This is a genomic window from Kordia algicida OT-1 (genome assembly GCF_000154725.1).
Taxonomy (GTDB): Bacteria; Bacteroidota; Bacteroidia; order Flavobacteriales; family Flavobacteriaceae; genus Kordia; species Kordia algicida.
On record NZ_DS544873.1, the window covers coordinates 361,873 to 386,744 of the forward strand.

20 protein-coding genes are annotated in these 24,872 nt (G+C 35.0%); 8 read left to right on the forward strand and 12 right to left on the reverse strand.

The window, feature by feature from the left end; genetic code table 11:
• The 3 genes from KAOT1_RS23645 to KAOT1_RS01635 all read left to right on the forward strand — a co-directional run bounded on the left by KAOT1_RS23645 (position 1) and on the right by KAOT1_RS01635 (position 1,336).
• Positions 1 to 111: a 2TM domain-containing protein gene (locus KAOT1_RS23645; protein WP_262494777.1), complete on the forward strand. Its 111-nt coding sequence runs from the start codon at positions 1 to 3 to the stop codon at positions 109 to 111.
• A gap of 13 nt (positions 112 to 124) precedes the next feature.
• Positions 125 to 484: a 2TM domain-containing protein gene (locus tag KAOT1_RS01630; RefSeq protein WP_007092928.1), complete on the forward strand. Its 360-nt coding sequence runs from the start codon at positions 125 to 127 to the stop codon at positions 482 to 484.
• Positions 485 to 580: 96 nt separating this feature from the next.
• Entirely contained in the window at positions 581 to 1,336 is a 756-nt protein-coding gene (locus tag KAOT1_RS01635) for a LytR/AlgR family response regulator transcription factor (protein ID WP_007092929.1), read from the forward strand.
• A gap of 544 nt (positions 1,337 to 1,880) precedes the next feature.
• On the opposite strand, the gene KAOT1_RS01640 is transcribed toward KAOT1_RS01635, so the two are convergent.
• The 8 genes from KAOT1_RS01640 to aceB form a co-directional block, all read right to left on the reverse strand.
• Positions 1,881 to 2,522: a hypothetical protein gene (locus KAOT1_RS01640; RefSeq protein WP_007092930.1), complete on the reverse strand. Its 642-nt coding sequence runs from the start codon at positions 2,520 to 2,522 to the stop codon at positions 1,881 to 1,883.
• 108 nt (positions 2,523 to 2,630) lie between these two features.
• The gene (locus tag KAOT1_RS01645; protein ID WP_007092931.1) at positions 2,631 to 3,056 is read right to left on the reverse strand and encodes a hypothetical protein; all 426 of its coding nucleotides are present in this window, start codon (positions 3,054 to 3,056) and stop codon (positions 2,631 to 2,633) included.
• A gap of 57 nt (positions 3,057 to 3,113) precedes the next feature.
• Positions 3,114 to 4,301 (reverse strand): LETM1-related biofilm-associated protein, encoded by a 1,188-nt coding sequence (locus KAOT1_RS01650; RefSeq protein ID WP_007092932.1) that lies wholly within the window; start codon positions 4,299 to 4,301, stop codon positions 3,114 to 3,116.
• Between the two features lie 76 nt (positions 4,302 to 4,377).
• Positions 4,378 to 4,953: a superoxide dismutase family protein gene (locus tag KAOT1_RS01655; protein WP_007092933.1), complete on the reverse strand. Its 576-nt coding sequence runs from the start codon at positions 4,951 to 4,953 to the stop codon at positions 4,378 to 4,380.
• An 82-nt stretch (positions 4,954 to 5,035) separates the two neighbouring features.
• Complete coding sequence (locus KAOT1_RS01660) at positions 5,036 to 8,236, reverse strand: WD40/YVTN/BNR-like repeat-containing protein (RefSeq protein WP_007092934.1); 3,201 nt, start codon at positions 8,234 to 8,236, stop codon at positions 5,036 to 5,038.
• A 342-nt stretch (positions 8,237 to 8,578) separates the two neighbouring features.
• The gene (locus KAOT1_RS01665) at positions 8,579 to 11,863 is read right to left on the reverse strand and encodes an amidohydrolase family protein (protein WP_007092935.1); all 3,285 of its coding nucleotides are present in this window, start codon (positions 11,861 to 11,863) and stop codon (positions 8,579 to 8,581) included.
• 493 nt (positions 11,864 to 12,356) lie between these two features.
• Positions 12,357 to 13,988, reverse strand: coding sequence for an isocitrate lyase (locus KAOT1_RS01670; RefSeq protein ID WP_007092936.1), 1,632 nt, complete (start codon positions 13,986 to 13,988; stop codon positions 12,357 to 12,359).
• 73 nt (positions 13,989 to 14,061) lie between these two features.
• A complete protein-coding gene (gene aceB / locus KAOT1_RS01675; protein WP_007092937.1) occupies positions 14,062 to 15,660 on the reverse strand; it encodes a malate synthase A in 1,599 nt (532 codons plus the stop codon).
• A 126-nt stretch (positions 15,661 to 15,786) separates the two neighbouring features.
• On the opposite strand from aceB, the gene KAOT1_RS01680 reads away from it, so the two are divergent.
• From KAOT1_RS01680 to KAOT1_RS01700, 5 genes are all read left to right on the forward strand, one after another.
• Positions 15,787 to 17,265, forward strand: coding sequence for a helix-turn-helix domain-containing protein (locus KAOT1_RS01680; RefSeq protein ID WP_007092938.1), 1,479 nt, complete (start codon positions 15,787 to 15,789; stop codon positions 17,263 to 17,265).
• Positions 17,266 to 17,455: 190 nt separating this feature from the next.
• Positions 17,456 to 17,689, forward strand: coding sequence for a hypothetical protein (locus KAOT1_RS01685; protein ID WP_007092939.1), 234 nt, complete (start codon positions 17,456 to 17,458; stop codon positions 17,687 to 17,689).
• A 74-nt stretch (positions 17,690 to 17,763) separates the two neighbouring features.
• Positions 17,764 to 18,702, forward strand: coding sequence for a DNA/RNA non-specific endonuclease (locus KAOT1_RS01690; protein ID WP_040559258.1), 939 nt, complete (start codon positions 17,764 to 17,766; stop codon positions 18,700 to 18,702).
• A 16-nt stretch (positions 18,703 to 18,718) separates the two neighbouring features.
• Positions 18,719 to 19,672 (forward strand): CHAT domain-containing protein, encoded by a 954-nt coding sequence (locus KAOT1_RS21760; RefSeq protein WP_007092941.1) that lies wholly within the window; start codon positions 18,719 to 18,721, stop codon positions 19,670 to 19,672.
• 14 nt (positions 19,673 to 19,686) lie between these two features.
• Complete coding sequence (locus KAOT1_RS01700) at positions 19,687 to 20,778, forward strand: hypothetical protein (RefSeq protein WP_007092942.1); 1,092 nt, start codon at positions 19,687 to 19,689, stop codon at positions 20,776 to 20,778.
• Between the two features lie 37 nt (positions 20,779 to 20,815).
• On the opposite strand, the gene KAOT1_RS01705 is transcribed toward KAOT1_RS01700, so the two are convergent.
• The 4 genes from KAOT1_RS01705 to KAOT1_RS01725 are packed head-to-tail and all read right to left on the reverse strand — an operon-like array spanning position 20,816 to position 24,664.
• Entirely contained in the window at positions 20,816 to 21,391 is a 576-nt protein-coding gene (locus KAOT1_RS01705; RefSeq protein WP_007092943.1) for a YdeI/OmpD-associated family protein, read from the reverse strand.
• Positions 21,392 to 21,397: 6 nt separating this feature from the next.
• Entirely contained in the window at positions 21,398 to 22,735 is a 1,338-nt protein-coding gene (locus tag KAOT1_RS01710; RefSeq protein WP_007092944.1) for a M28 family metallopeptidase, read from the reverse strand.
• Positions 22,732 to 23,364 carry a TMEM175 family protein gene (locus KAOT1_RS01715; RefSeq protein ID WP_007092945.1) on the reverse strand — a complete coding sequence of 211 codons (633 nt, stop codon included), beginning with the start codon at positions 23,362 to 23,364 and terminating at the stop codon, positions 22,732 to 22,734. The genes KAOT1_RS01710 and KAOT1_RS01715 overlap by 4 nt, the downstream gene beginning before the upstream one ends.
• Positions 23,365 to 23,368: 4 nt before the next feature.
• Positions 23,369 to 24,664, reverse strand: a complete 1,296-nt coding sequence (locus KAOT1_RS01725; RefSeq protein ID WP_007092946.1) for a DUF6265 family protein — start codon at positions 24,662 to 24,664, stop codon at positions 23,369 to 23,371.
• Between the last annotated feature and the right edge of the window lie 208 nt (positions 24,665 to 24,872).

The following is a 24,872-nucleotide window of genomic DNA, read 5'->3' on the forward strand; positions in this document are numbered from 1 at the left end:
ATAGGACTAGGATTTCATGCATTCAATGTTTTTGTTAAAAACGGATTCTTAGGAAGTCAATGGGAAGAACGCAAAATTCAACAATATATGAACGAAGATATACGTCGTTAAAAAAGAAAAAATTATGGAAAGATTACCTTCAACAACAACAAAAACATCAACTTCATCAGAATATAATAGAAGTTATGAAGAAGAAGAACGTTACTTGCGCGCTAAAAAAAAAGTAGATAAACTCAAAGGGTTTTACGGACATTTAGCCTCATACATCATTATCAATGTATTTATCCTAGCACTTATTGGTTTTAATTTGGGCAAAGGCGAATCTTTTTGGAAATTTGGACACTTTTCAACAGCATTTTTCTGGGGAATTGGACTCGCATTTCATGCCGCAGGTGTTTTTGGTCCTGACTTATTTCTAGGGAAAAGCTGGGAAGAACGAAAAATTAAGCAATACATGTCTGATAATAAACGAAATTGGGAATAGGCTTTTTTGAAATTATAAATGTAAAATCTACACTTCGGCTCCGCTCAGTGTAAACAAAAAACGAACAACAAAAAACAACAAACCAATCAATAAAAAATGAAAGTACTCATCATAGAAGACGAAAAGCCATCAGCAAGAAGGCTCAATCGTATGTTAGAAGCAGAAGGACTTCAAGTGGAAACAATGTTACACTCTGTAGCAGAATCTATTGCGTGGTTTCAAGCAAACGAGCATCCAGATTTGATCTTTTTAGACATTCAATTATCTGACGGTTTGTCTTTTGAAATCTTTGAAACGATTGATATCACTTCTGCCATTATTTTTACAACGGCGTATGATGAATATGCATTGCAAGCGTTCAAACTGAACAGTATTGATTACCTTCTCAAACCGATTGATGAAGACGAATTGGTCACTGCTGTAGAAAAATACAAATCGCGCGCCCCAAAAACACAAAATGTACAACTCAATTTTGACGACATCAAAAAACTATTGGTCAATCCGATTGAACGTACCTATAAAAAACGCTATACTGTAAAAGTAGGACAGCATTTAAAAATGATTCCTGTAGACGAAATAGAATGTTTTTACAGCGAAAATAAAGGAACATACGCACATACTGTAGAAGGAAGAAACTATCTTTTAGAAACTTCCTTAGAACATTTGGAAGACGAATTATCTCCTGAAATTTTTTACCGTGTCAGTCGTAAGTTTTACATCAATATCAACGCGATTAAAGACATTGTGAGTTACACAAATTCCCGCTTACAAATAAAACTCCATAATTTCAACGAACAAGATATCATTGTAAGTAGAGAACGTGTAAAAGATTTTAAAAATTGGTTGAATTGATGATTAGATACTAGTATTGAGAATCTAGTAGTGAAATAAGAGGTATTTCAAAGTAAATAAAGAAGTTCTTAAAACAAATCCACAAAAAAACTACAAATCAGGTAGTTGGTTTTGAGAATTAGGTATTAGCAGTTTTACGTCAGTTCGATAAAAATCATTCAATTTATATTTATAGTAATTTTAAAAACAACTCTGCTATATGTTTCATTTTTAGGGTTTTATTTTCATTTTCTTTGCTTACCCAAAGAAAAGAAACAAAAGAAAGGGAACTTTTCCAGAGGTATTTTTAGTTTTTCTTTTTGGGAAAAACTAAAACCGCATGAATTTTTCTAAATTTTCTCCAAGGCTTCAAAATTTTTAACGAAAAACTCCTGCTATACTGCGGAAAAGAAAAGTTTCAAACTAAAATTCTTACTTCGAACTCACGTTAGTTTTCTAAGTGAATTCTGAAATTCATAGGATAAATTCACAAAAAACAAAAAACAAAAAACGAATAAACCATACAATGCCTATTCGTTTTTAAGTTTTATAATATGTTCTTGATTTAAAAATTAATTCCGAACAACAAGCCAACGGTGTTTAACCCAGCGATTTTTTGTTCGTCATTGATTCCCGAATTTTGATCGCTGTCAAGTCGTGTAAAATCTGCTTGATTGCTAAACATAATTCCAAGACTCATTTTACTATAAAAGTTGTACGCCAATCCAATTCCTGATTGAAATCCGAAGTTCCAACCTTCATAAATATCGTCAACGTTTCCACCAACAAAGCTGTATTCGTCTTTCAATACTGTTTTTCCGTACAATCCAATATTAGCCATCAGGCGAACTTTTTCGGCTATGTTATAGTTTACACTTAACAACACAGGAATTCTCAACGTTCCACGTTCGTGATAAAAGTTTCCACCAGCATTAAAGGCGTTTCCGCTTAAACGATCAAATCCGATTCCTGTGGCGATTCCGTAACGTTTCCCTATGCGATAATTGATTAAAAAATCAGCAGTATTGGCATTCAGATTATATTTTGGTTGATTGTCATTATCCACAACAGCATAACCGATTCCGCCATACGTGACGAAACTAAATTTTGATCCAGAATCAAGGTCAGTATATACAGGATTTTGTGAATGTGCAAGTGACAAAGTAAAAGCTATAGCAAACAAAGCAATTATAAAACGTGTTTTCATAAGTTTTTGATTTTTAATTTAGTGTGAATCTACTGAGAATATTTAAATTTTGTAAAAAGTGTTGGTCGTTATTTATAAATGTGTGAGTATTGTTTTATGAATTTGAATCTATTTAAAAGAAAACCCTTTTTTGACAGCTTTTAGTCGAATTACCTCAATGTTTTTGTAATCAAGGTTTTTAATGTCAATAGTGTAGCTAAGTTTAAACAATCCAATATATTTGACAAGTCTAAAATTTATATCTTGATAATATAAAGTAAGTGTATCGCCAATCATTATAAAACCACCTTCAAATACTGGGCATCCAACTTCTTCAGCGTAATAATCAATGGTAAGTATACTATCTTTTTTATGTTTGATTATTGAACCAGCAGAAATAATTTTTCCATTTTCTTCATGATTATAATCAATTTCTTCATAGTTAAAAGAAATCAAATCGGAAGTCATTTCATCTGTAATGTTACCTTTCTCATAGGTACAGGAAATAAAAAAAATAAATAAAAAAAATAAAAATAGCTTGAAGATTTTTTTCATAAAATACAAGTGATTGAAACGAATTGACAAAAATAAATCCACAAAAAATAAAAAAAATCAATCTTCTTTTTCATTAACTCGATTATCATCAAATCCGGAAGGTAAAATATTAGGAATGTATTTAATCACAATTGGTAACAACAACATGCCGCCAGGTAACATAAAGATTGCCAAACTCGGAATACTTTTAAAAATATCTAATAACTGATCTTTGACGCGTTTTTGTTCTTCATCTGTGAGTGATCGTGTGGTAGATTGCGTTAGTAAAATCATCAATTCTTTGCTTTCATACATTTCTGTAGCCAAACGTTTTTTGTTTCTATTGATGAGTTTTTTTACCATATTACTAGAGTTCTCATAGAAACTTTGTACCATATTGCGCGATTTCAACAGTGCAATATCATCTTTGTGTTCCGTATAAAACACATAAATATCATCAGTCGCTTTTAGCAAAATTTCAGTTGGCATTTGTAAATCTTCTCCCAAACGATCTAAAAATTTGCGTTCTTCATTGTCAATCACTTTATCTGTCCAAAAGGTCATGCATACCAAATCAATAATGTAATATTTGGTTAACGGATTGGTTATTTTCGAAATGACATTTTCATAATGCAAACGTTCGCGGTTGTGATAGCGGAAAGAAGCTTCAAACAGTCTAATTAAGCTTTCGTCGTATTCTGTTTTTTCTTTCTTTAAGTCAAGCGCAGCAAAAATGATCGTTTCAATTGTAGCTTCTATATCACGTAAATATGCATCAGTAACATCGCCAGTTTGCAAATATTTTTCATATGCCAATACATCAACAAACAATAAGGTGTTGGTAATGAAATAATTGAAGTTTTTTGTGATGACATTATCATCAATTGCAATACGTTTGTTAATCATACTTTCGAGCAAATCGAAAGACTTTTTCTTCCCAAGAAATAATTCTTCAAAGAAAGAACTTTTATAGTCATCTACAAGGTTGTAAAAATTAGTAATGCTATCTATAAAGTTATGCTGAGATTTGTAGTGTTCGTGTACAAAACGGAATGATAGTACTAAATTGACTTTACACAATTCTTCATGGGTTAGATCGGAATTGTCAATTCGATCAAAAATGGCACGAAAGTTTGTTCCATAAACAAAACCACAGGCTTTCAATTCGTTATACAAATCGTCTAGCGAAAAAACCGCAAGTGTTTCTGTATGTGCGTTGTATTCGGCTAATAGTTTTTTGATCCAGCCTTTTGCTGATGGATTCATGCTTTCGTTAAATTATACACAAAAATAAAGCTACTTTAAAGAAAGTAGCTTTATAAATATACTATTTTTTATTTTCTTATTTAATAATTCCGCCACAGCTCACACGCGCGCCAGCTGCTCCAGAAGGTTGCGATACAAAATCGTCTGTTCCTTGGTGTACAATAATTGCTTTTCCGATAATATTTTTAGTAGCATCATCACATCCAATACACCATTGATCGGTTTCAAAAGTAATTGTTGCTTGTCCGTTATCTTCTGCGGTAAAATTTCCAATATCACCTTTATGATATCCTTCTGCAACTCCCCATTTTCCGTGTGGTTGAGCTGTTGGATTCCAATGTCCGCCAGTCGATTTTCCATCTGCCGAAGAACAATCTGCCTTTTCATGAATATGAATGGCGTGTGTTCCAGGTGTTAATCCTTCCATAATCGCTGTCATAGATACTTTTCCATCTCGTTCGGTAAAGACAACATTTCCAGAAACTTTACTGTCACTTTTTGGTTCTAAAGCGAATTTCACTTTTTTAGTTTCTGCTGTTGTTTTTTCAGTTTTTTCTGTTGCTTCTGGCTTTTTATCGTCTTTCTTTTCGCCTTTACAGCTTACAGAAATTAACAGTAATCCAGTTGCAAGAATGCATATAGCTTTTTTCATTATATATTGGTTTAGTTTGCGTTTTTAATTCTGTTTAACAAGGTAAGTAGATAATCAAACAAAAACAAACAATTGCAATTTCTTAATCTAATTGAAACGTCTTTGTTTCTTTAAATGGTTTAATGTCAATTTGTTCCATGGCGTTTCGATAGTTGCTCCATTCGTCAGTAAAAAACGTATTTGTTTTGTTTAAAGCATCTTTTAGTGCGTCTTCGGCATGTTGCATTAACTGTTTTTCGGTACTTGTCAATCCTGTTTGTCGTGAACTAGCATACCAATTTGCAGCGCCAATACGTTGCATCACATTCACTTCAGGATTTCTCGTGATTCCTTGTCGTTTGTCTTCTTTTCCTAAATAGAGCGCAATGACTTCATCAATTCGTTTGATGATATTTTTAGATTCCTTAATGGCTTCTTTGTGTTTTTTCTTGTCTAATTTAGAAAGTGTCGTTTGATAGTTTTTTGCAGTATTTTTGCTTTCTACCAATTGTTTTACAGCATCTGCTGCAGTTTGTGTCATGTTTTCAATTTTCTTTCCAGCAGCGTAGGTTTCGTCAATATTTTTCTGAGAAACTTGCAAACGCGGATCACTCGCAACTTTAATAGACGTTTCAGAAGTCTGATCGCCATACGTCATTTTCAATTGATAGGTTCCTGGTTTTACAGAAATTCCGCCGCGTTCACGTTTGCTTTTAGAAATTCTTCTCGATGGTCTGTCTACACCTTTTTCATCCATTCTCCAAAATATTCTGTGAATTCCATTTTCTTTCGGTGCTTTATTTTTTAAGGTGCGAATGAGTTTTCCGTTGTTGTAAATTTCAAGTTTTATCGAATCCCATTTTACTTTCTTTTCATCATTTTCTTTAGCTTCATCTTTCTCTTTCTTGTCTTTTTTATCAGATTTCGGTAGGTCTTTCTTTTTGATGTAATACGAAATCATGGCGCCACCTCTTTTGTTTTCACCATGATAGGTTGCATCTGCTCCAAAACGACTTCCCGTTGGCTGTTGATACGCCGCTTGATACGCTGTTGGAGGTTCAAACAAAGCAATATGTTTAGACAAAATACTTTTATCTTTGGCAATTGCTCGCAACGGACGAATATCGTCTAAAACCCAGGCAGCTCTACCAAAAGTTCCAATCACTAAATCGTGTTCTCTTGGTTGAATCACTAAATCTTTCGTAGAAACTGTTGGATAACCCGAAGTCCATTTTTGCCAGTTGTTTCCAGCGTCAAGCGAAATATATAATCCATCATCAGTTCCTAAAAACAATAAATTCTTATTTTCAGGATCTTCCACGATAGAAAGTGTATAGCTTTTTACATCAGAAGCATCTACAATGCGTTCCCATGTTTTACCATAATTAGTCGTTCGGTAAGCGTAAGGTTCATAATTGAATCTTCTGTAATCATTAGCAACCAATAGCGCTTCTCCTTGTTTTTTGTTGGAAGCTTTTACTTGTACAATCCAACTTCCTGCGGGCAAGCCTTTAATGTTTTTGGTAACTTCTGTCCATTCTTGTCCGCCGTTTCTTGTGACATGTACACGTCCGTCATCGGTTGCAGCCCATAACATGTTTCGCTCTAGCGGCGAAGGTTCAATAACCAAAACAGTACAGTGATTTTCTGCGCCAGTGGCATCCATCGTCAATCCGCCACTTTCAGCTTGTTTCAATTTTTCAGGATCGTTCGTAGATAAATCTGGAGAAATTACTTCCCATGTCAAACCTTTATCGGTACTTTTGTGTACAAACTGACTTCCAAAATAGAGTGTGCTATTGTCAAAAGGATCAATATTGATGGCTGCATTCCAATTGAAACGTAACTTTATATCTGCATCAGGATGCGTAGGTTTTACCGTATAATTATTTCCTGTTATCCAATCGTATCGTGAGACAAAACCTTGCTGACTCATAGACCAACCGTAGCGTGAGTCGTCTTTATCTGGCACAACATCAAATCCGTCTCCAAACGAAATTTCCTGCCAATATGAGTTGCGAATTCCTTGCGCACGCCACACATACGCAGGTCCGCGCCAAGAACCATTATCTTGCATTCCGCCATACACATTATACGGATATTCATTATCTACATTGATGTGATAAAACTGCGCTACAGGCAAGTTTCCTATAAAACGCCATGTTTGTCCGCGATCTTTGGTAATGTTCATTCCGCCATCATTTCCATCAATCATAAATTTTCCATTTTTGGGATGAATCCACCATGCGTGATGATCGGGATGCACTCCGTTGCTTACACCATACGCCGGCATGAGTTGTCGAAAGCTTTTTCCGCCATCATCAGAAACATTTACATAGGTAAAAATGGTATATAATCTATTTTCGTTTTGCGGATCGACATAAATTTCAGAATAATAAAACGGACGATTACCGATTCCAGCTTTGTCATTTACTTTTTTCCACTTGAATCCGCCATCAGTACTTTTGTAGAGTGCATTTTTCTTTGCTTCAATCAAAGCATATACAATATTTGGACTACTTGGCGCGATGGCAACTCCGATTCTTCCCAAATCACCTTTTGGCAACCCTTCTTTATCGCTGAGTTTTTTCCAAGTTTTTCCACCATCATGCGTAATGTGTAAACCTGAACCTTCGCCACCAGATTTGAAAAACCACGGATCGCGTTTGTGTTCCCACATTGCTGCGATTAATTTATTTGGATTTGTTGGATCCATGATTAAATCGGCAGCTCCAGTTTTATTATTTGCGAATAGAATTTGCTTCCAAGTTTCACCACCATCAGTTGTTTTGTATACGCCACGTTCTGGATGTTCTCCCCAAGGTGAGCCAATTGCGGCAACATATACGATGTCAGGATTTGTAGGATCAATAATAACACGATGAATATGGCGTGTTTTCTCTAATCCCATGAGTTTCCAGTTTTTGCCACCATCTAAGGATTTATAGATTCCGTAACCACCATTGAGACTGTTTCGTGGATTTCCTTCTCCTGTTCCAACCCAAATTACGCTTGGATTTGATTGTTGAATGGCAACTGCGCCGATAGAAGCTGTCACTTCTTTATCAAAAATTGGTTTCCATTTGATGCCGCCCGAAGTAGATTTCCAGAGTCCGCCAGAAGCCGTTCCGACGTACATTATGTCTGGATTTTCGGTGACAACAGCAATGGAAGTCACACGTCCGCTCATTCCGCCAGGACCAATATTACGCGGTTTCATATTTTTAACCGTTTCCATAGTAAAATCTTGTGCAGACATACTCAAAGCGGAAAAGGTGAGTAAAAGTAGGATTAGTTTTTTCATTTTATTTTAGGTTGGTTTGTTAGTTAGACTTGCTTAGCTCTTTGATTATTGGAGCGCTTCGCTTCTAGATCACTTTGTTTTTAGATTTTTGTTATTTGTTGTTCATTAAGTTGTTCAATTTATATTTGTTTTTTGGGAAGCGAACTAATTCCTAATTCCCTAGACCTAATGCCTTTATCATTTCAAAGTACTTCTCGATACAAAATTATTTCATTTCGACTCCGCTCAATGTGCATAATTTTACTCGAAGTGACGTTTGAAAAAATCAAAATTCGTAAATCAAAAATCCCAAATTCATTTTTACATTTAAAATTTAGCATTCAACATTTAAAATTTCAAAGACTATTGATGTCCCAAATGACAACCGCAACCTAGACGCATAAAGCTATTTGATTCTTCATGCCACGGAAATGCTGCGTTGTATTTATTGTTTTCCCAATAGAATTTTGAGCGTTCTTTGGATTCGTTTCCAATTTCATTCATCGTTTCGGTATCGTACAAACGTCCGTTAATCATGGTGTGTGTGATGCTTTCTGTGTTTCTAATATTTTCTAAAGGATTTTTATCCATGATGATTAAATCGGCAAGTTTTCCAACTTTTAATGAACCAATATCGTTTCCAGCACCGATATATTCCGCCGGATTGATGGTAGCTGTTTTTAAAGCTTCCATTGGAGACATGCCACCTTGTTCCATCATCCATAATTCCCAATGTGCGCCCAAACCTTGTAATTGTCCGTGTGCGCCCATATTTACTTTTACACCTTTGTCTGCCAAAGCTTTTACCGTTTCTGAAACTAAGATATGTCCGTTTTTATATTCTTCATCAGGCAACATGGTGCGATGTCTAGAACGCGCATCAATGATTCCTCTTGGTGTGTATTTTAGTAATTTTTTGTTTTCCCAAACATTGGTTTTTTGATACCAATAATATTCGCCGTTTACACCACCATAATTTACAATTAATGTTGGCGTGTAGCCTGTTTTACTGTTTCCCCATAATTCCAAAACGTCTTTGTATACAGGAGAAACAGGAATATTGTGTTCTACACCAGTATGTCCGTCCATAATCATAGTCATGTTGTGATAGAATGTCGATCCGCCTTCAGGAACTACAAAAATGCCTTCTTCGCGTGCTGCTTGTAATATTTGCTGACGTTGTTCGCGTCGTGGCTGATTGTAACTTTTTACCGATAATGCGCCAAATGCTTTTGTTCTTCGTATGGACGATCGTGCGTCTTCTAGATTGTTGACAACCGCTTTGAAATCGCCATCAGCTCCATAAAGGATAAATCCGGTAGAGTAGAGTCGTGGACCAACTAACGTTCCGTTTTTTACCAATTCCGATAAGGCGAAAACTGTTTCCGTATTTGCGGAAGGATCATGTGCAGTTGTGACTCCAAAAGCCAAATTCGCATAGAATTGCCAATGTTTTTGAGTCGTTAATCCATAACGGAAAGCACCAATGTGTGCGTGTGCATCTACCATTCCTGGCATGATCGTTTTTCCTGTCATGTTGTACGTTTTCGTTCCGTTTGGAATGCGAATGTTTGTTCCGATGGCTTCAATTCGATTGTCTTTGATAAGAATGGTACCTTTTTCAATCACTTTTTCATTATCCATCGTAATGATTCGTGCATTTGTAAAAGCAATTCGTCCGTTAGGTTTGTCAGTTTTTAAAGTGAGATTGATTTTTGTTCCTTTTGTGGTAAGTTCTGGCGTTTTTTCAGGAGATCCTTCTAAGAATGTGAATCTATTTTTAATTTCATTCGAGAAATATTCGTCACCCAAAGTCCACATTACTTTTTTACTATTTGGCGACCAATGTAAATTAACGCCAGCATCTTTGGCAATTTGTGCTACGGGAAAAGCTTTTGTTTTGTTGTCAAGATTTACCGTTTGTCCCGTAAGAACCATTGGTGCAACATAGGCTTTGTGTAATTGTGAAAACGCAATCCATTTGTTGTCTGGACTTGGTACAATTCTATTTGCATATTTTGAGGTAAAGTGTGTGCGTTTGTCATTTCCTTGAAGATTTACGCTATGCAATGCTTTTGTCAAACTTCCAAAATACGTTCCGCCAGTTTGGATAAAGATACGTTTCCCATCTGCAGAAAAGATAGGATATTCGCCTTGTGCTGTTACGAACTTTGAATTGCTTCCATCGGCTTTCATCGTATAAATTCCTGCGTTTTTAGCAAAGGTAAATCCTTGATCGCTGTTTCCGCGTTCTTTTCGATAGACAATGTGCGTTCCATCTAGAGAAAATGAAGGTGTTCTAAAACTTCCTTTTTCGGTAGATAGCTGCATCGAATTTCCACCATTGATCGAAATTTTACGAATAGTTCCTAAGTTGAGATCATTCCAAGTAACATACACAATTTCTTTTCCATCAGGAGAAAAACTCGGTTCTGATTCAAAGTCAGTTCCTTGCGTTAGTCGTTTTGGCGTGCCATTCGGTAAGTTTTTCTTCCATAGATAACCAACTGCATTAAATATGAGCGTTTTTCCATCTGGAGAAGTAACTGCTTGGCGAATTACTTTCGCATCGAAATTTTTAGGTGATACAGGCGTATTAAACGAAACCGCTTCTGCAATTTGAATGTTGGCATTTACTTTAAACGGAATGTTAGTCACTTGTAACGAAGTGATATTTATTTTCTGAATTTTCCCGTCAGCCCAAAAGACAATTTCGTTATTGTTTGGCATCCAACTAAAGTTTGGATATACACCAAATATAGCCCAAGCTTCTTGCTGGTCTTTGTCTAAAGCGTCATATAACGGCCATTCTTCGCCCGTTTGTAAGTCGTGCAAATACAATACAGATTTGGTACGAACTCTTTTGATGAACGCTAATTTTTTTCCATCACGTGAGATTTGTGGACGTGAAGCGCCACCAGGTCCGCCAGTAATTTGTGTCGTTTTTCCTGTTTGAAAGTCGTAACGTTTGATAACGTAGATTTGTTTGTTTGGATCTTTGTTGTATTGAAATGATCCGCCAGGATATACATCTTCGCTGTAGTATAAGTAGCGACCATCTGGAGAAACAGAAGGTTCGTTGACGTCTTGTTGTGCATTTTTCCTTTTGGTGATTTGTAAACCTGATCCGCCAGTAATGTGATATTGCCACATTTCTCCTGCACCGAGTGAACGTGTTGAGGTAAAGTGTTTTCTTGCGATGAATGCATTGCCATCTGGCATCCAAGTGGAATTGTTTAATAAACGAAAACTTTCTTTGGTAATTTGTTTGGCGTCTGAACCATTTGCGTTCATTACCCAAATATTATCGCCGCCACCAGCATCACTTGTAAAGAGAATTTTAGAACCATCTGGACTGAAATGAGGTTGTATTTCAAACGGAATTCCTGTGCGTAATGCTTTGGCGGTTCCACCAGAAACAGGAATCGTATAAATATCGCCCAACATGTCAAATACGATGGTTTTTCCATTAGGACTTACGTCTAAGTTCATCCATGTACCTTCGGTGGTTGTAAATTTGTGATCTTTGTAATTGAAATCTCCTTTAGGATTGGAAACATCCCATTTTTCAGTGTTTTTTTTGTCTTGCGCAAACGCGATGCAGGCAAAGAATAGTCCGAAAAGGACAGAAAGATTGGCTCTCAACATTAGGTTTTTAGTTTAAGCTTCTAAATTAGCTAATATCATGTTAATATTTCTTAAAAGAGTGTTAAGGTGTTTTGAGGAAGTCTTAAATGTGGCTTGTCTTTGAATTGCTGTTGGAAAATTATTTATAGACTTGTGTTTATTTGTAGAATTTTTCTTTATTTTTTCTGTTTCCTAGAATTCGCCCATATTTCAGCTATTTTTTATCCATAGCGATACTAAGACTTTAAAGAATGGTTTTGTTTTGAATAAATTTTAACTCGTTTTCGATTAAAAATAAAAGTCAAGATGAGTTCGTAGTGCAGAATGAGTGAGTTATATATTTATTTAGTTATATTTATTTGATTTTTAGGAATTTAATGTAAAATTTGAGAGCGCAGTCGAGATTCAATAAAAACAATATATTTTCTATGCTTTCTCGACTGCGCTCGTAATTGACAACTACTTTCTTTATATTGAATATAAGTTGATAAGTAAGACTTTATATGTGTTTGGGTTAAGTAAGTACACTTATCTTTTCTTCAACTTTTGTCGTATTGTTTTTTTCTTCAAATTGTTTTGATGTATTTTTTTCGCCGCCAGCTTTTAGGGCTTTTTCCCCAGCAAAAAATGTTTTGTGATCGTCACCAAGATCAGAACCAGCCATTCTTTGATGTTTGACACAAGAAACACCTTTGCGAATTTCTTGTCTTTGTACGTCTTTTACATAAGTTAACATTGCGTTTTTTCCAAAATATCCTTCTGTTAGATTGTTCATATGTAATGCAGTCGTGTGATAGGTTGGCAGCGTGATGAGGTGATGAAAAATTCCTGCTTCTTTAGCACTGTCTAGTTGAAAAGTCTTGATTTTTTCATCTGCACGATGACATAATTCTGAACCATCGTATTGCGCATCCATTAAGTTATTTCTATCGTAAGCAGTCATGTTTTCGCCTTCAAGAAGCATTTCTTCATACACTTGATTTCGAAAGTTAAGTGTCCAATTGAAAGAAGGAGAGTTGTTGTATACTAATTTTGCGTTTGGAATTACTTTTTTTACACGATTGACCATATGTGCAATTTGCTTTATGTCTGGCGTTGGTGTTTCAATCCATAGAAGATCGGCACCATTTTGAAGACTTGTAATGCAATCCAACACCACTCTGTCGATGTTTGAACCTTTTTTGAATTTATATAAACCATTTGGTAATCGGATAGGACGCACTAATTTTCCATTTCTTTTTAGCAGTACTTCGTCTTCTTTGGCTTCAGTAATTGCAATTTCTTCTGCTTCAACAAAGGCTAAATATTGCGAAGCCAAATCTCCAGGTTTTTCACTTACAGGTAATTTTTGAGTCAATCCAGCACCTTCAGAGTCTGTTCTAGCTACGATGATTCCGTTTTCAACGCCCAATTCTATAAACGCATATCGTATTGCATTTAGTTTTGCTATGAAATCTTCATGCGGTACAGTTACTTTACCATCTTGGTGTCCGCATTGTTTTGCATCTGATACTTGATTTTCAATTTGAATGGCACAGGCACCAGCTTGAATCATTTGTTTGGCGAGCAAATATGTTGCTTCTTCATTACCAAAACCTGCATCAATGTCAGCTATTATTGGTACAATATGTGTTTCAAAATTATCGATTTTGCTTTGCACATCTTCTCCATTTTCAAGCCTTCTAAATAAGTCATTTAATTCAATTGCATCTGCTTGGCGCAAGAAGTCATAAATTTCTTTGATGAGTGATGAAACTGCCGTTTTTTCATGCATAGATTGATCTGGTAATGGACCAAATTCTGAGCGTAAGGCAGCAACCATCCATCCAGAAAGATATAAATATTTTTTTGACGTTGTTTTGTGATGTTTTTTAACGGCAATCATTTTTTGTTGTGCTACAAAACCGTGCCAGCAGCCGAGTGATTGTGTGTATTGTGAAGCATCGGCATCGTAAGCTGCCATATCTTTTCGCATGATGTTTGCTGTATAAGAAGCAATGTCTAAACCAGTTTTAAAACGGTTTTGAAGCATCATTCTTGCCGCACTTTCAGCATGTATTTCATTCCAAGTTTCGCCATATTTCTTTTTCAGGTTTCTTACCGTGTCTAGTGCCGAACTATAGCTGGTTTTTGATAAATTTTTCATAATTTTGTGATACGTTATTTATATTAATAATGAGATCCTGTTGATTGTTGCCGCAATCGCAGGATTGTTTTTTTTAAATGTGTTTGTATGCTGGAAGTGTTAGAAATTCTACAAATTCTTCAGACAAAACTAGCTTGTCAAAAAGCTCTATTGCTAATTTGAATTTGCTGTTTTTTATGTTTTCGTTACCAATTTCAGTGATTATTTTTTCAACTTCATCATCTAATAAATCTATATATAATTCAATTGTAAATTTCCTTCCATCTTCGAGAGTTGCCTCATTTTTGAGCCATTGCCAAACCTGAGTTCTTGAAATTTCAGCAGTTGCTGCATCTTCCATTAAGTTGTATAGGGCAACAGCACCATAACCACGCAACCAAGCTTCTGTATATAAAATTGCAACGTTGATGTTTTTCCTGATTCCTGCTTCTGTAATTGTACCTTTTGGTAGTTCAACTAAGTCTTGTTGTGTAATTTTGACATCGTCGCGGGTTACCTGTAATTGATTTGGAGTTTTCATATGCTTATCAAATTCATTCATGGCTACAGAAACCAATGCAGGATGCGCAACCCAGGTGCCATCATGTCCATTTTTGACTTCACGTTCTTTGTCTTTTCGTACTTTTTCTAGTGCAGCAGCATTTGCTTTTTCGTTATTTTTGATAGGAATTTGAGCAGCCATTCCGCCAATAGCTAGAATTCCGCGTTTATGACATCGTTGAATTACCAATTTTGAATAAGCATCCATAAATGGTGTAGTCATGGTCACTTGATCGCGATTTGGAATTATGAAATTTGGATGATTTCTGAATTTTTTGATGTACGAAAAAATATAATCCCAACGCCCACAATTTAAACCGACAATATGTTCTTTTAATTCATAAATAATTTCGTCTAGCTGAAAACTAGCGGTTATCGTTTCAACCAAAACAGTAGCTTTGAATGTTCCGATTGGAACATTTAAATAATTTTGAGCAAATTCAAAAACAGTATTCCACCAACGTGCTTCAGTATAGTGCTCTAGTTTTGGTAAATAAAAATAAGGAGCTGTTTCATTTTTTAGTAAGGTTTCGGTGTTATGGAAAACGTACAATCCAAAATCAACCAAGCTTCCAGAGACTTCTTCGTTGTTAATAACAAGATGTCTTTCGTTTAAATGTAAACCTCTTGGTCTTACTAAAAGCACAGCGGTTTCATTATTTAGTTTGTAAGATTTACCACGTTTCGTATCGATTAAAGAAATGCTTTTATTGTTGGCATCTATTAAATTTTTTTGTCCTTCTATGTTGTTTTTCCATGTTGGCGCATTGCTGTCTTCTAAATCGGCCATAAAGGTTTTTGCTCCAGAGTTGAGCGCATTGATAATCATTTTTCGATCTACAGGTCCCGTAATTTCAACACGTCTGTCTTGAAGATCGTTTGGAATTTCTCCAGCAGTCCAGTCACTTTCTCTAATGTTTTTTGTCTCTTTTGGAAATTCTGGAAATTTTCCAGTATCAAAAATCTTTTGTTGCATTTCACGATTTTGAAGTAGCTGAAGTCGTTTGTCATTAAAATTTTCATGAAGTGCCGTGATAAATTCCAAAGCAGCATCTGTTAAAATTTCAGGATAATAATTTCTTACTTCATTAGTGAATTGAATTCTTGACTGATTTAAAAGTGTGTTTTCCATGATCTTATTGTTTTACACGACAATATTAAAATAAAGATTTTAAAAAAAACAAGCGAACGTTCGCTAAATTAATCTTGTTCGCAATTTTTATGCGATTCGCAAAAATGATTATATTTGCTTTTCACTATGGAACAAGAATATATAAAACTCATATTTGGCTTAAAGCTGAAGCAAATACGTACCGATAAGAATTTGTCATTATTTGGCTTGTCTAAAATTACGGGGTTGTCAAAATCGTATTTAAACGAGATAGAAAAAGGAAAGAAATATCCAAAACCAGATAAAATTGTTATTCTGTCTGAAAAATTGGATGTGCCTTACGATCAGATGGTTTCGTTAAAATTAGACAAAAACTTGGCTCCAATTGGAGAATTGTTGCAATCAAAAATTTTAAAAGAAATTCCATTAGAACTTTTTGGAATTAAAGAAAGCAATCTAATTGATATTGTAGCCAACGCACCAGCAAAAGTCAATGCTTTTATAAGTACAATTATTGAAATAGCGCAGCATTATAATTTTAGCCGAGAAAGCTTTTTTTTAGCTTCAGTTCGTTCATTTCAAGAAGCCAATAATAATTATTTTAATGATTTAGAAACGCAGGTTTTATCGTTTTCAAAAGCTTATCAAGTAGATTTGACACGACCAATTTCTTCAAATTATTTGGAGGAAATTTTAATAGAAGAATACGGATATACAATTCATAAAAATGAACTGAGTTCATATGAAGCTTTAGAAAATTTGCGTTCAGTTTTTGTGCCGAAAACCAAAACTTTATTGTTAGCCGACGGAATAGACGAAGCACAACGTACATTTGTCTACGCGAAGGAAATCGCCTATAATTTTTTAAAAATCACAGATAGATTATATACATTTCCATGGATAAAATTTGAAAGTTTTGATGAAGTACTTCATAATTTTTATGCTTCATATTTTGCGGGAGCATTGATAATTCCTAAAGATACTTTGACTTTGCAACTAGAAACGCTATTTGCTAAAGAAACTTTTGACAAAAAATCATTTTTACAAATATTACAAACCTTTAACGCTTCCCCAGAATCATTTTATCAACGATTGACAAATATTTTACCCAAGGCATTTAATATTCAGAATTTATTCTTTCTAAGATTTACACATAAAGCTGGAAGCGAGAAATTTCACTTAAAAAAAGAACTTCATTTATCACATCAGCATTCGCCACGAGCTAATGAAACCAATGAACATTATTGCCGACGCTGGATATCATTACAAGTTTTAAAAGATATCAGTGAAAATAAAAATAGTCATGAGTTCAACATTCAAATTTCTAATTATGAGGACGATGGTGCAAAATATTTGTTGTTTTCATCTGCCACAAACGATCCTTTTAAAGAAGATACTTACAGAAGCATCAGTGTTGGTTTGCTCATCAATAAGCAGTTGGAACGAAAATTAAAATTTTTAGAAGATCCAACGATCAAGCAACAATCTGTTGGAGTAACATGCGAACGTTGTGCTATTAAAGATTGCGAACTGAGACACGCTCCAGCAATAGTTTTAGAAAAGGAAGCAAAAAACAAAAAAATAGAACATATTGTTAACGAGTTAAATGCCAAATTCACTTCATAAATAATTCGATTGTTACTGTTGTTATGTTAGCTGTTTTCTTCAGTTTCCAAAACCAGTAAATTGATTTACTACGACAAAAGTGATTACTGCCGAAATATAACCGCCCAACATTTTTCCTATGTGAAGCTTTAACCAATTTTTACGAAGTTTTTTTGGGTTTTTGTAAATTAATAAATCTCTTGTAGCAAAGATGATACCGATAGTTCCAAATTCCAGTTACCATATATTGAAGAAAAACTCCAATTGGGAATTTTCAGATTTGGCAACACATATGTTTGGTGACAAAGTGAAAGAATGGAAAAGCTATCGCAACCGAGTGTTATCTACAGAAATGCAGCGTGTATTTTCTAATAAATTTTTGCAAGATTTGAAATTACACATGCCCAATGAAACAAATGAGGAAGATTTAATTGTTTCATTATAAAGTAAAATCTTTAGTAATAGAGTTGTATAAACTTATGGAATTTAATATTTTTAGGAACGTTAACACAAACTGAGTTGAGTTATCTAACTAATTTTTTTGAAACACATTTGGTAAAAACGCCAACGATTCCCGCAGAAGAAATCGCAAAGTTTCATGCCAACAATTGGCATGTAGACGATTTTTATTTGCAATATCAAAACTACAGCGTTTTGCAAAATCCGTTTCGAAAATTCCCCTACTATTCAGCCGTTAATGTAGATGGAAAACAATTCCATAAACTAAAAAGAGATACAATTTTTGAAGGAAGTGAACGCTGGGAAAAAGACGCGCGAATTCCATTAGAAACACAATGGGGAAAAGCATTGTATGATGCCGAAAAGTATGATTTTGACAAAGGTCATATGGCAAAAAGAGAAGATGTACAATGGGGAAATAACGCTGAAGCTGCACGTTTGGCAGCGCGATCAACATTTTACTACACCAATGCAATTCCGCAAGTAAGTAAGCTAAATAGAGGTGTTTGGAAAAGCATCGAAAACTATATTTTACACCATGAAACTATTAAAAACAGTATGAAAATCTGTTTGTTTAGTGGTCCCGTTTTTAGAGAAAACGATCCAGAGTTTTTGAAAAAAGTAAATGATGAAAAGGTACAATTGCCCTACTTATTCTGGAAAGTGGTGTATTATGTAAAAGATAATGAATTATACAGAGCAGGTTTTTTAACGAGTCAGCAACGGCAAATGCAGAAAAAGCGAATTGTAAAACCTGTGAGTCGTTCGGAAGAAGGTGTACGAAGCACACATTTTAACGCGTTTAAAGATGCAGAGACCTATCAGGTGAATGTTTCGTTTATTGAGCAACTCAGTCGGTTGTCGTTTCAAGCTGCCGCAGAAATGTTTCAAAGCAACGATCCTGAACAAATCATACTTTCACGTGTCAATGTACGGAGCGATGCTCACGAAAGTGTAAAATTAGAAGCAATTGCCAATAGTATAAATTTAAAATTATAACGTCATTTCAACTACAGTGAAAATATTATTCATAAAGGCAAATCCTATTGATAGCGATGCATTGCGCTTGGATGTGGAAGAAAATGCGATACGCGAAGTTTTGGGCGGAAGCGAAAAGAAAGAATTGTTTTTATTTGAATCGCGTGGCGCAGTAACGAAAGATTTATTGATCGATCATTTATTAAAGATTGAACCCAATATTCTACATATTTCGGGACACGGAAACACTGATGAACAGTTGCTTTTGGAAGATGTAGAAGGTTACAAAGAAGAAGTTTCTATTGAAAAACTATCGGCAGTTTTATCAGGGTTTCTATCACATATCGATTGTGTATTTCTAAACACCTGTCACAGTTTGGCAGGAATTGACAATTTTAATAAAGACATTCCTTATATCATCGGGATGAATAATGAAATTCCAGATGATGTCGCCATCAATTTTTCAAAAACATTCTACAACGTTTTATTTAACGGAAGAACGATTAAAGATGCGTTTAAAATCGCTTTAGCAACCATTGCATTAACCGATCAGGGAGACGAGCACATTCCGAAATTAATCGTAAACAAAGAAGCTGTCAAAGCTGATGAAGCCAAAGATATCAAAGAAAACGAAAACGAATTGGTAAGTACGATTGTTTCTGAAGAAGAAATTGAAGTTGCCAAAAACGGCTATACAAAAAGTGTCAATTTTCATTACCGATTAATTTATGTTGCGATTGCGCTGAGTATAGGTTTGGCAGTTTTTCTATTTATGACTAACGGACAAGATATCGCATCTTCCTTGCTAGGATTGATTCCAGGTGCTTTTAGCAGTTATCCTTTTTTAGAAATTCAGAAGAAAAAAAACAGAATTACACTCATCAAAGTATTCGAACTCAAGCGAAAGCGTTTGCTCAATGCCTTGTCGCAACTTACAGATAGTGAGCGCAAAGAATTAAATGATGAATTCATGCGATTGATAATCGTTTAAAAGAACAACTATTTATGAAAACATATAAATCGATAGAAGAAACGATTGCTGAAGTTCGCAAAAAAGACAGGCGCTATAATTACATTGTATTGATTTTTACTTTAGTGATGATTGCTTTTATTATTACGGTCATTGTGTACGATCAAAATCTAAAAAAGCAAGAAGTTATCATTGAAGATAATGCTACTGTGATTAAAATGAATGAAATAGAATTGGCAAGATATAAAACGCAACAAATAGAAAATGAACGTTTGCGCAGGCAAGATTCTATTCGTACAGATTCGATCACGCGTTTGGTTTCTACCTTAAATAAAGAATTGGCTACCATCAAAAAACAATTGGCAAGAAGTAGCGGATCGAGTAGTGATAAAAAAGCAGTATTGACGAATATTAACTTGGCTCAGGATAAAATTAACCGAATTACCAATAATATTAGCGACAATACCATAGTGCGTTATTACAAACGTAGACGTGATGGCAATCGTATAGAAAACTTAATACAAACGATGAAAAACCCGAGTTTTCGATTGAATATTAAAGATGTTCCAAATGACAACGGACGTTACGCTGTAAACACCGTTTGGTATGGAAGTGACGTAAACAAATCAGAACTTTCTGTATTGGTCAATAGTTTGAAAAATAGTGGTGTAGCTATTAAAAATATCAAAGAATTTGATAATCCACGGACAAGCGGTTGGAAAAGTAAAGCCATTGAAATTGGTTACGAAGCAGTAAGACCAAATAAAACACAACTTACTAAAAGCGAACAAGAAATTCTCCGTGTAAGTAATAATAATATCAAATACAATGTTCGATTTTATTCATACAAGCCAAATGAACGAATAAAAAATCAACTTACAACGCTCATTAAGAAAGAAAATTATTCGATCACAGTATATCCAGATTGGAAGGAGAAATATGCTTTTTTTTCGAATGAACCAACCGTTTTTTATTATGATAAAAATATCAAAGACATTGCTGAAAAATTAGCCTCAACATTATCAGATCAAGTGAGTGGAGTTACATTTAATGTAAAATTAGGAAACGGTTACGGAATTAAGGCAGCAGAAAAGAAAAATACGTTTATTATTCATTATACGGAGTAAACTATTTTAAAGTGTAAATGGTATAAGTTCCTACGAATTACCGCGTATCTCTACTTTTGATATTTTTTGTACACAATCGAATAATTTCTGCAATGCGCTTTTCGCGAGTGGTTTCACGTTTTGCCTGATGCAGCCAATACAAATAACTTTTTCGGTACGATGGACTGAAATTTTGATAGTTTTCAAACGCTTTTGGATGTTTGTCAAATGCTATTTGTAAATCTTTCGGAATTACCAAATTTTCTACATCATCAAGTGCTGTCCATGAACCATCTTTAATCGCAGCAATCATTTTTTGCGTACCACTTTCGTGCATTTTTCCTTCCGCAGTCAATTCAACGATATACGTTTTATTGAGTTTACTCCAAACACTTTTAGGCTTTCGCGGACAAAAATATTGTCGCCTGCGTTCGTCATCTAGTTTTTTTACGGTACTATCAATCCAGCCAAAACACAAGGCAACTTTTACGGCTTCTTCCCAGCGCATGCTTTCTGTTGCAGAACTTACTTTATAAAAGATGAGGTATACGCCAGAAGACGTGTCATAGTTTTTCTCCAACCACGCACGCCATTCGACATCATTTTTAAAGTATAGTTCTTCGCGATCTTTCATACCTTTTTATCTAAACGTTTTCGCAGGAAATACAATCAAACTTTCATGTCCGTTTTTCCCAACAGAAGCAATTCCGAAATAATAATTATCAATCACAATTCCTTTTAAAGTAAATTCTGTTACATCGCCAACAAAACGTGAATGTTGCCATTGTGGCGCAGTCGTATCTCTCCAATAAATTTTATAACCAATAATATTGTCATCTTCCGATTTTTTCCAACGAAATTTCACGCTCGGTTCTACAATTCCACCAATTTCAACACTTTTTGGAGGAAGTGGCGACCAAGCTAAACTTGCCAAGTTGATCGCGTTTACAGCCGTTAATTTTTTAGCATACGGAAAGTTGACGCCTTCAATCACATCGCCATATTTTATACCATTTTCTTCACGAATATCTTGATGCTGACGATTGTAATTTTCATGCGCTTCCATAATTCGGATTCCCGCAAAACCTAAGTCATTAAAAGGTCTATGATGTCCGCCACGACCAAATCTGTCCAAGCGATAAATTAGCACCGGATTCATTTCAGGCATATACGTTTTTACGTTTTTATGAACGTATCTTGCGAGTTGTCTTGAAATTCCATCTACTTCACCACCATAAAAGCGACGTCTTCTGCGTTGGCGTTCGGTTTCGTTGGCAGGAACTGGTTCGGAGAAAATTCGGAACGAACGATTGTCAATCACGCCATCGACACCTTCAATATTTCCAATCATATCATTATTTAATACACCAATAATATCCCAACCTTGTTCTTTTGCATATTGTGCCAAGCCACGTCCGCCGAACAATCCTTGTTCTTCACCTGAAAGTCCTACGTAAATGATGCTGTTTTCAAATTCATAATTTGATAATACACGCGCAGCTTCAATCGTTCCAGCCATTCCAGAAGCATTGTCATTTGCACCTGGCGCGTCGGTGGTAAAATCCATAGTATCACTTGCGCGGGAATCAATATCGCCACTCATAATAATATAGCGATTTGGATATTTTGTGCCTTTCTGAACCGCAACAACATTGACAACCCAAGCGTCTTTAGGAACACGATCATTTCCTTTTTTCGTCACAAAATCTTTTTGATAAAATACATTTAGACAATTATCACAAGAGCTTGAAATTTTATCAAATTCGTTTTTTATCCAACGTCTTGCAGCACCAATTCCGCGTGTTTCCGAAATGGTGTCACTAAAGGTGTTACGCGTTCCGAAGTTTGCTAGCGTTCTGATGTCATTTTCTATACGATCAGCAGAAACGGCATCGATGATATCGTACAAACGTTGATCGGTTTGTGCCATTGAAAATGTTATTGAAAAGAGTAGGATGGAAGTGAGGATTTTTTTCATGAAAATAAATTGTTTTGTGGATATTTTTTGTGAAATGTTTTGCTGTGAATATAACAGAGTAGTCCAAGAATACTATAAATAATTCCAGGTAACCCGAATTTGATTCCTAATTGAAAATATGCGAGTACAGAAGATATCAATCCTACTAAAACAAAGATGAAAAAGTGTCTTTTGTAAAATTGTAAGATCAATGGATTTTCGTTTTTAGTGTCTTTTTTGTATGCGCGTTTGTACATTAAAACCAAACATAGAAATATGAGTGAGAATCCTACGCTGTATAGTTGAAATAATTCTGAAAGTTCCGTGATTGACATGCGTGTTTTTAGAATTACAGCCGTTGCTAGCGATTTTAACGGAAACACGTAAAACAGAATCATAAATAGAAAAAAAGTATTGTAGGCAATGATCCAATTGTCAACATATTTGGTGCGTCGGAAAAAGTTGTAATGCAATTTCCAAAGAGCAATCATCACAAAAAAACTGATTCCAAAGCTAATAAACATCGGCAATTCTTCTTTAAGAGATGAAAAGTCTGCGTTAGCACCAAGATTGACAACCATGAGCGTAGCAGCAAATGCGAAAACGGCGTCGCTTAACGATTCGAGTCGGTTTTTAGAATGTTTTATCATTGGTTTATTCTTTGGTATAATGAAATGGAACAATTGATGTGTCGCCATTTTTTTGTTTCATCGTGACAAAAACGACCATGTTATTTTTATCGATTGATTCAAACGTCATTCCTTCAAAAATTGCTTTGTTTTTGGTGACTCTAATCAGTGGGAAATCGACCGTTTCATCTTTCGTTTCCCAACCTTTCAATTCGTTGTTAAAGTGTTTTAGACGTAAAAGGAGACTGTTATTTACTTCCGAAATCGTTTCTATTTCATAAAAAATCACTTTTCCATCTACAATTAGCTTGAAGGTTGCCATCATAGAATCGCCAGAAGGTTCGCTCCAGTTTTCTTCGGTAATTCCACCAAAAGCTTTACCTTTCCAATTGCCCGCAATCCAACGAATGTTTTCCAATTTGGGTTCAAGTGATATTTCTGGTTCGGCTACAATCGCAATTTTGGTATTTGATTTATTTACCGCAATACGTGTAATATTGTCAAATTGTTCTTCATCGAATAGTTTTACAATTCTCCAATCGCCTTTTCCTTTGTTTTCTAATTCCATTGCTTTCCAACCAGAATTTAACGTAGGATTTAAGTGATAGAGTGCTTTTCCTTTTCCCATTAAAATAGTCCCATCTGCCAACCAACACATGTCTTCTACATTCGGAATTGTGGTTGCAATTCTTTTCGTTTCACCTGTTTTTACGTTTAGGGAACGAATTTCCCATGCGTCTTTTTTCTTTTTGATATAACTGATTAAATCTGAATTTGGAATTTTGTGTAGCGAGCGTCCAATGTTTGTATCAACCGTTTTGTGGGTGTTTTTTTTAAGGTTTGAAACGACAAGTTTATGCGGTTCGCCTAAGACAAAAGAGACTAATATGTTTCTAGAGTGCCAAACATGATAGCCGATTTTCAAATCTTTCAGTAGTGATTTATTTTTCCCTTTATGGTAATAATATAAATGTTGTGCACCTGTGGTGTCTAATCGAATCGCAGAAATATATTTGCTTTTTGGAACTTGCGTTGGCGAATATTCACTTCCTTGTTTTGTATCTGAAAGCCACTTTTTTCTGCCGTTTGTATATGAAACTACATCTGTTTGTCCATCGCGCGTAGACGCAAATAAAATAGTGTTTTGGTATTGAAAGGAAGGTTGATTGTCGTAACCTTCGTTGTTAGAAATGTTTTTTCCGTTGCTGACTTTTATTTTATGTTTTTTTGCAGAAAGGTCAAAAAGATATACTTCTGTGTTTGTTTGAGACAACACGGCAAGCGGAATCATAACTACTAAAAATTGTAGCATTCTTTTCATATGTGGTTGATTGATTAGTTGACTGAAAGTTACGCAATTTTGAAAAGATGCTTTGCATGTCTGTGATTATTTAACAAAAAGGGGTTTTGGAATTATAATGTTAAATGCGGAAAACTTTTTTTTGAAGGAATAAAGTATAGAATTAAAAAACGCCAATAACTAGCTTTGAATATGTTGTAGTTATTGGCGTTATTGTGTGGTGTAAAGT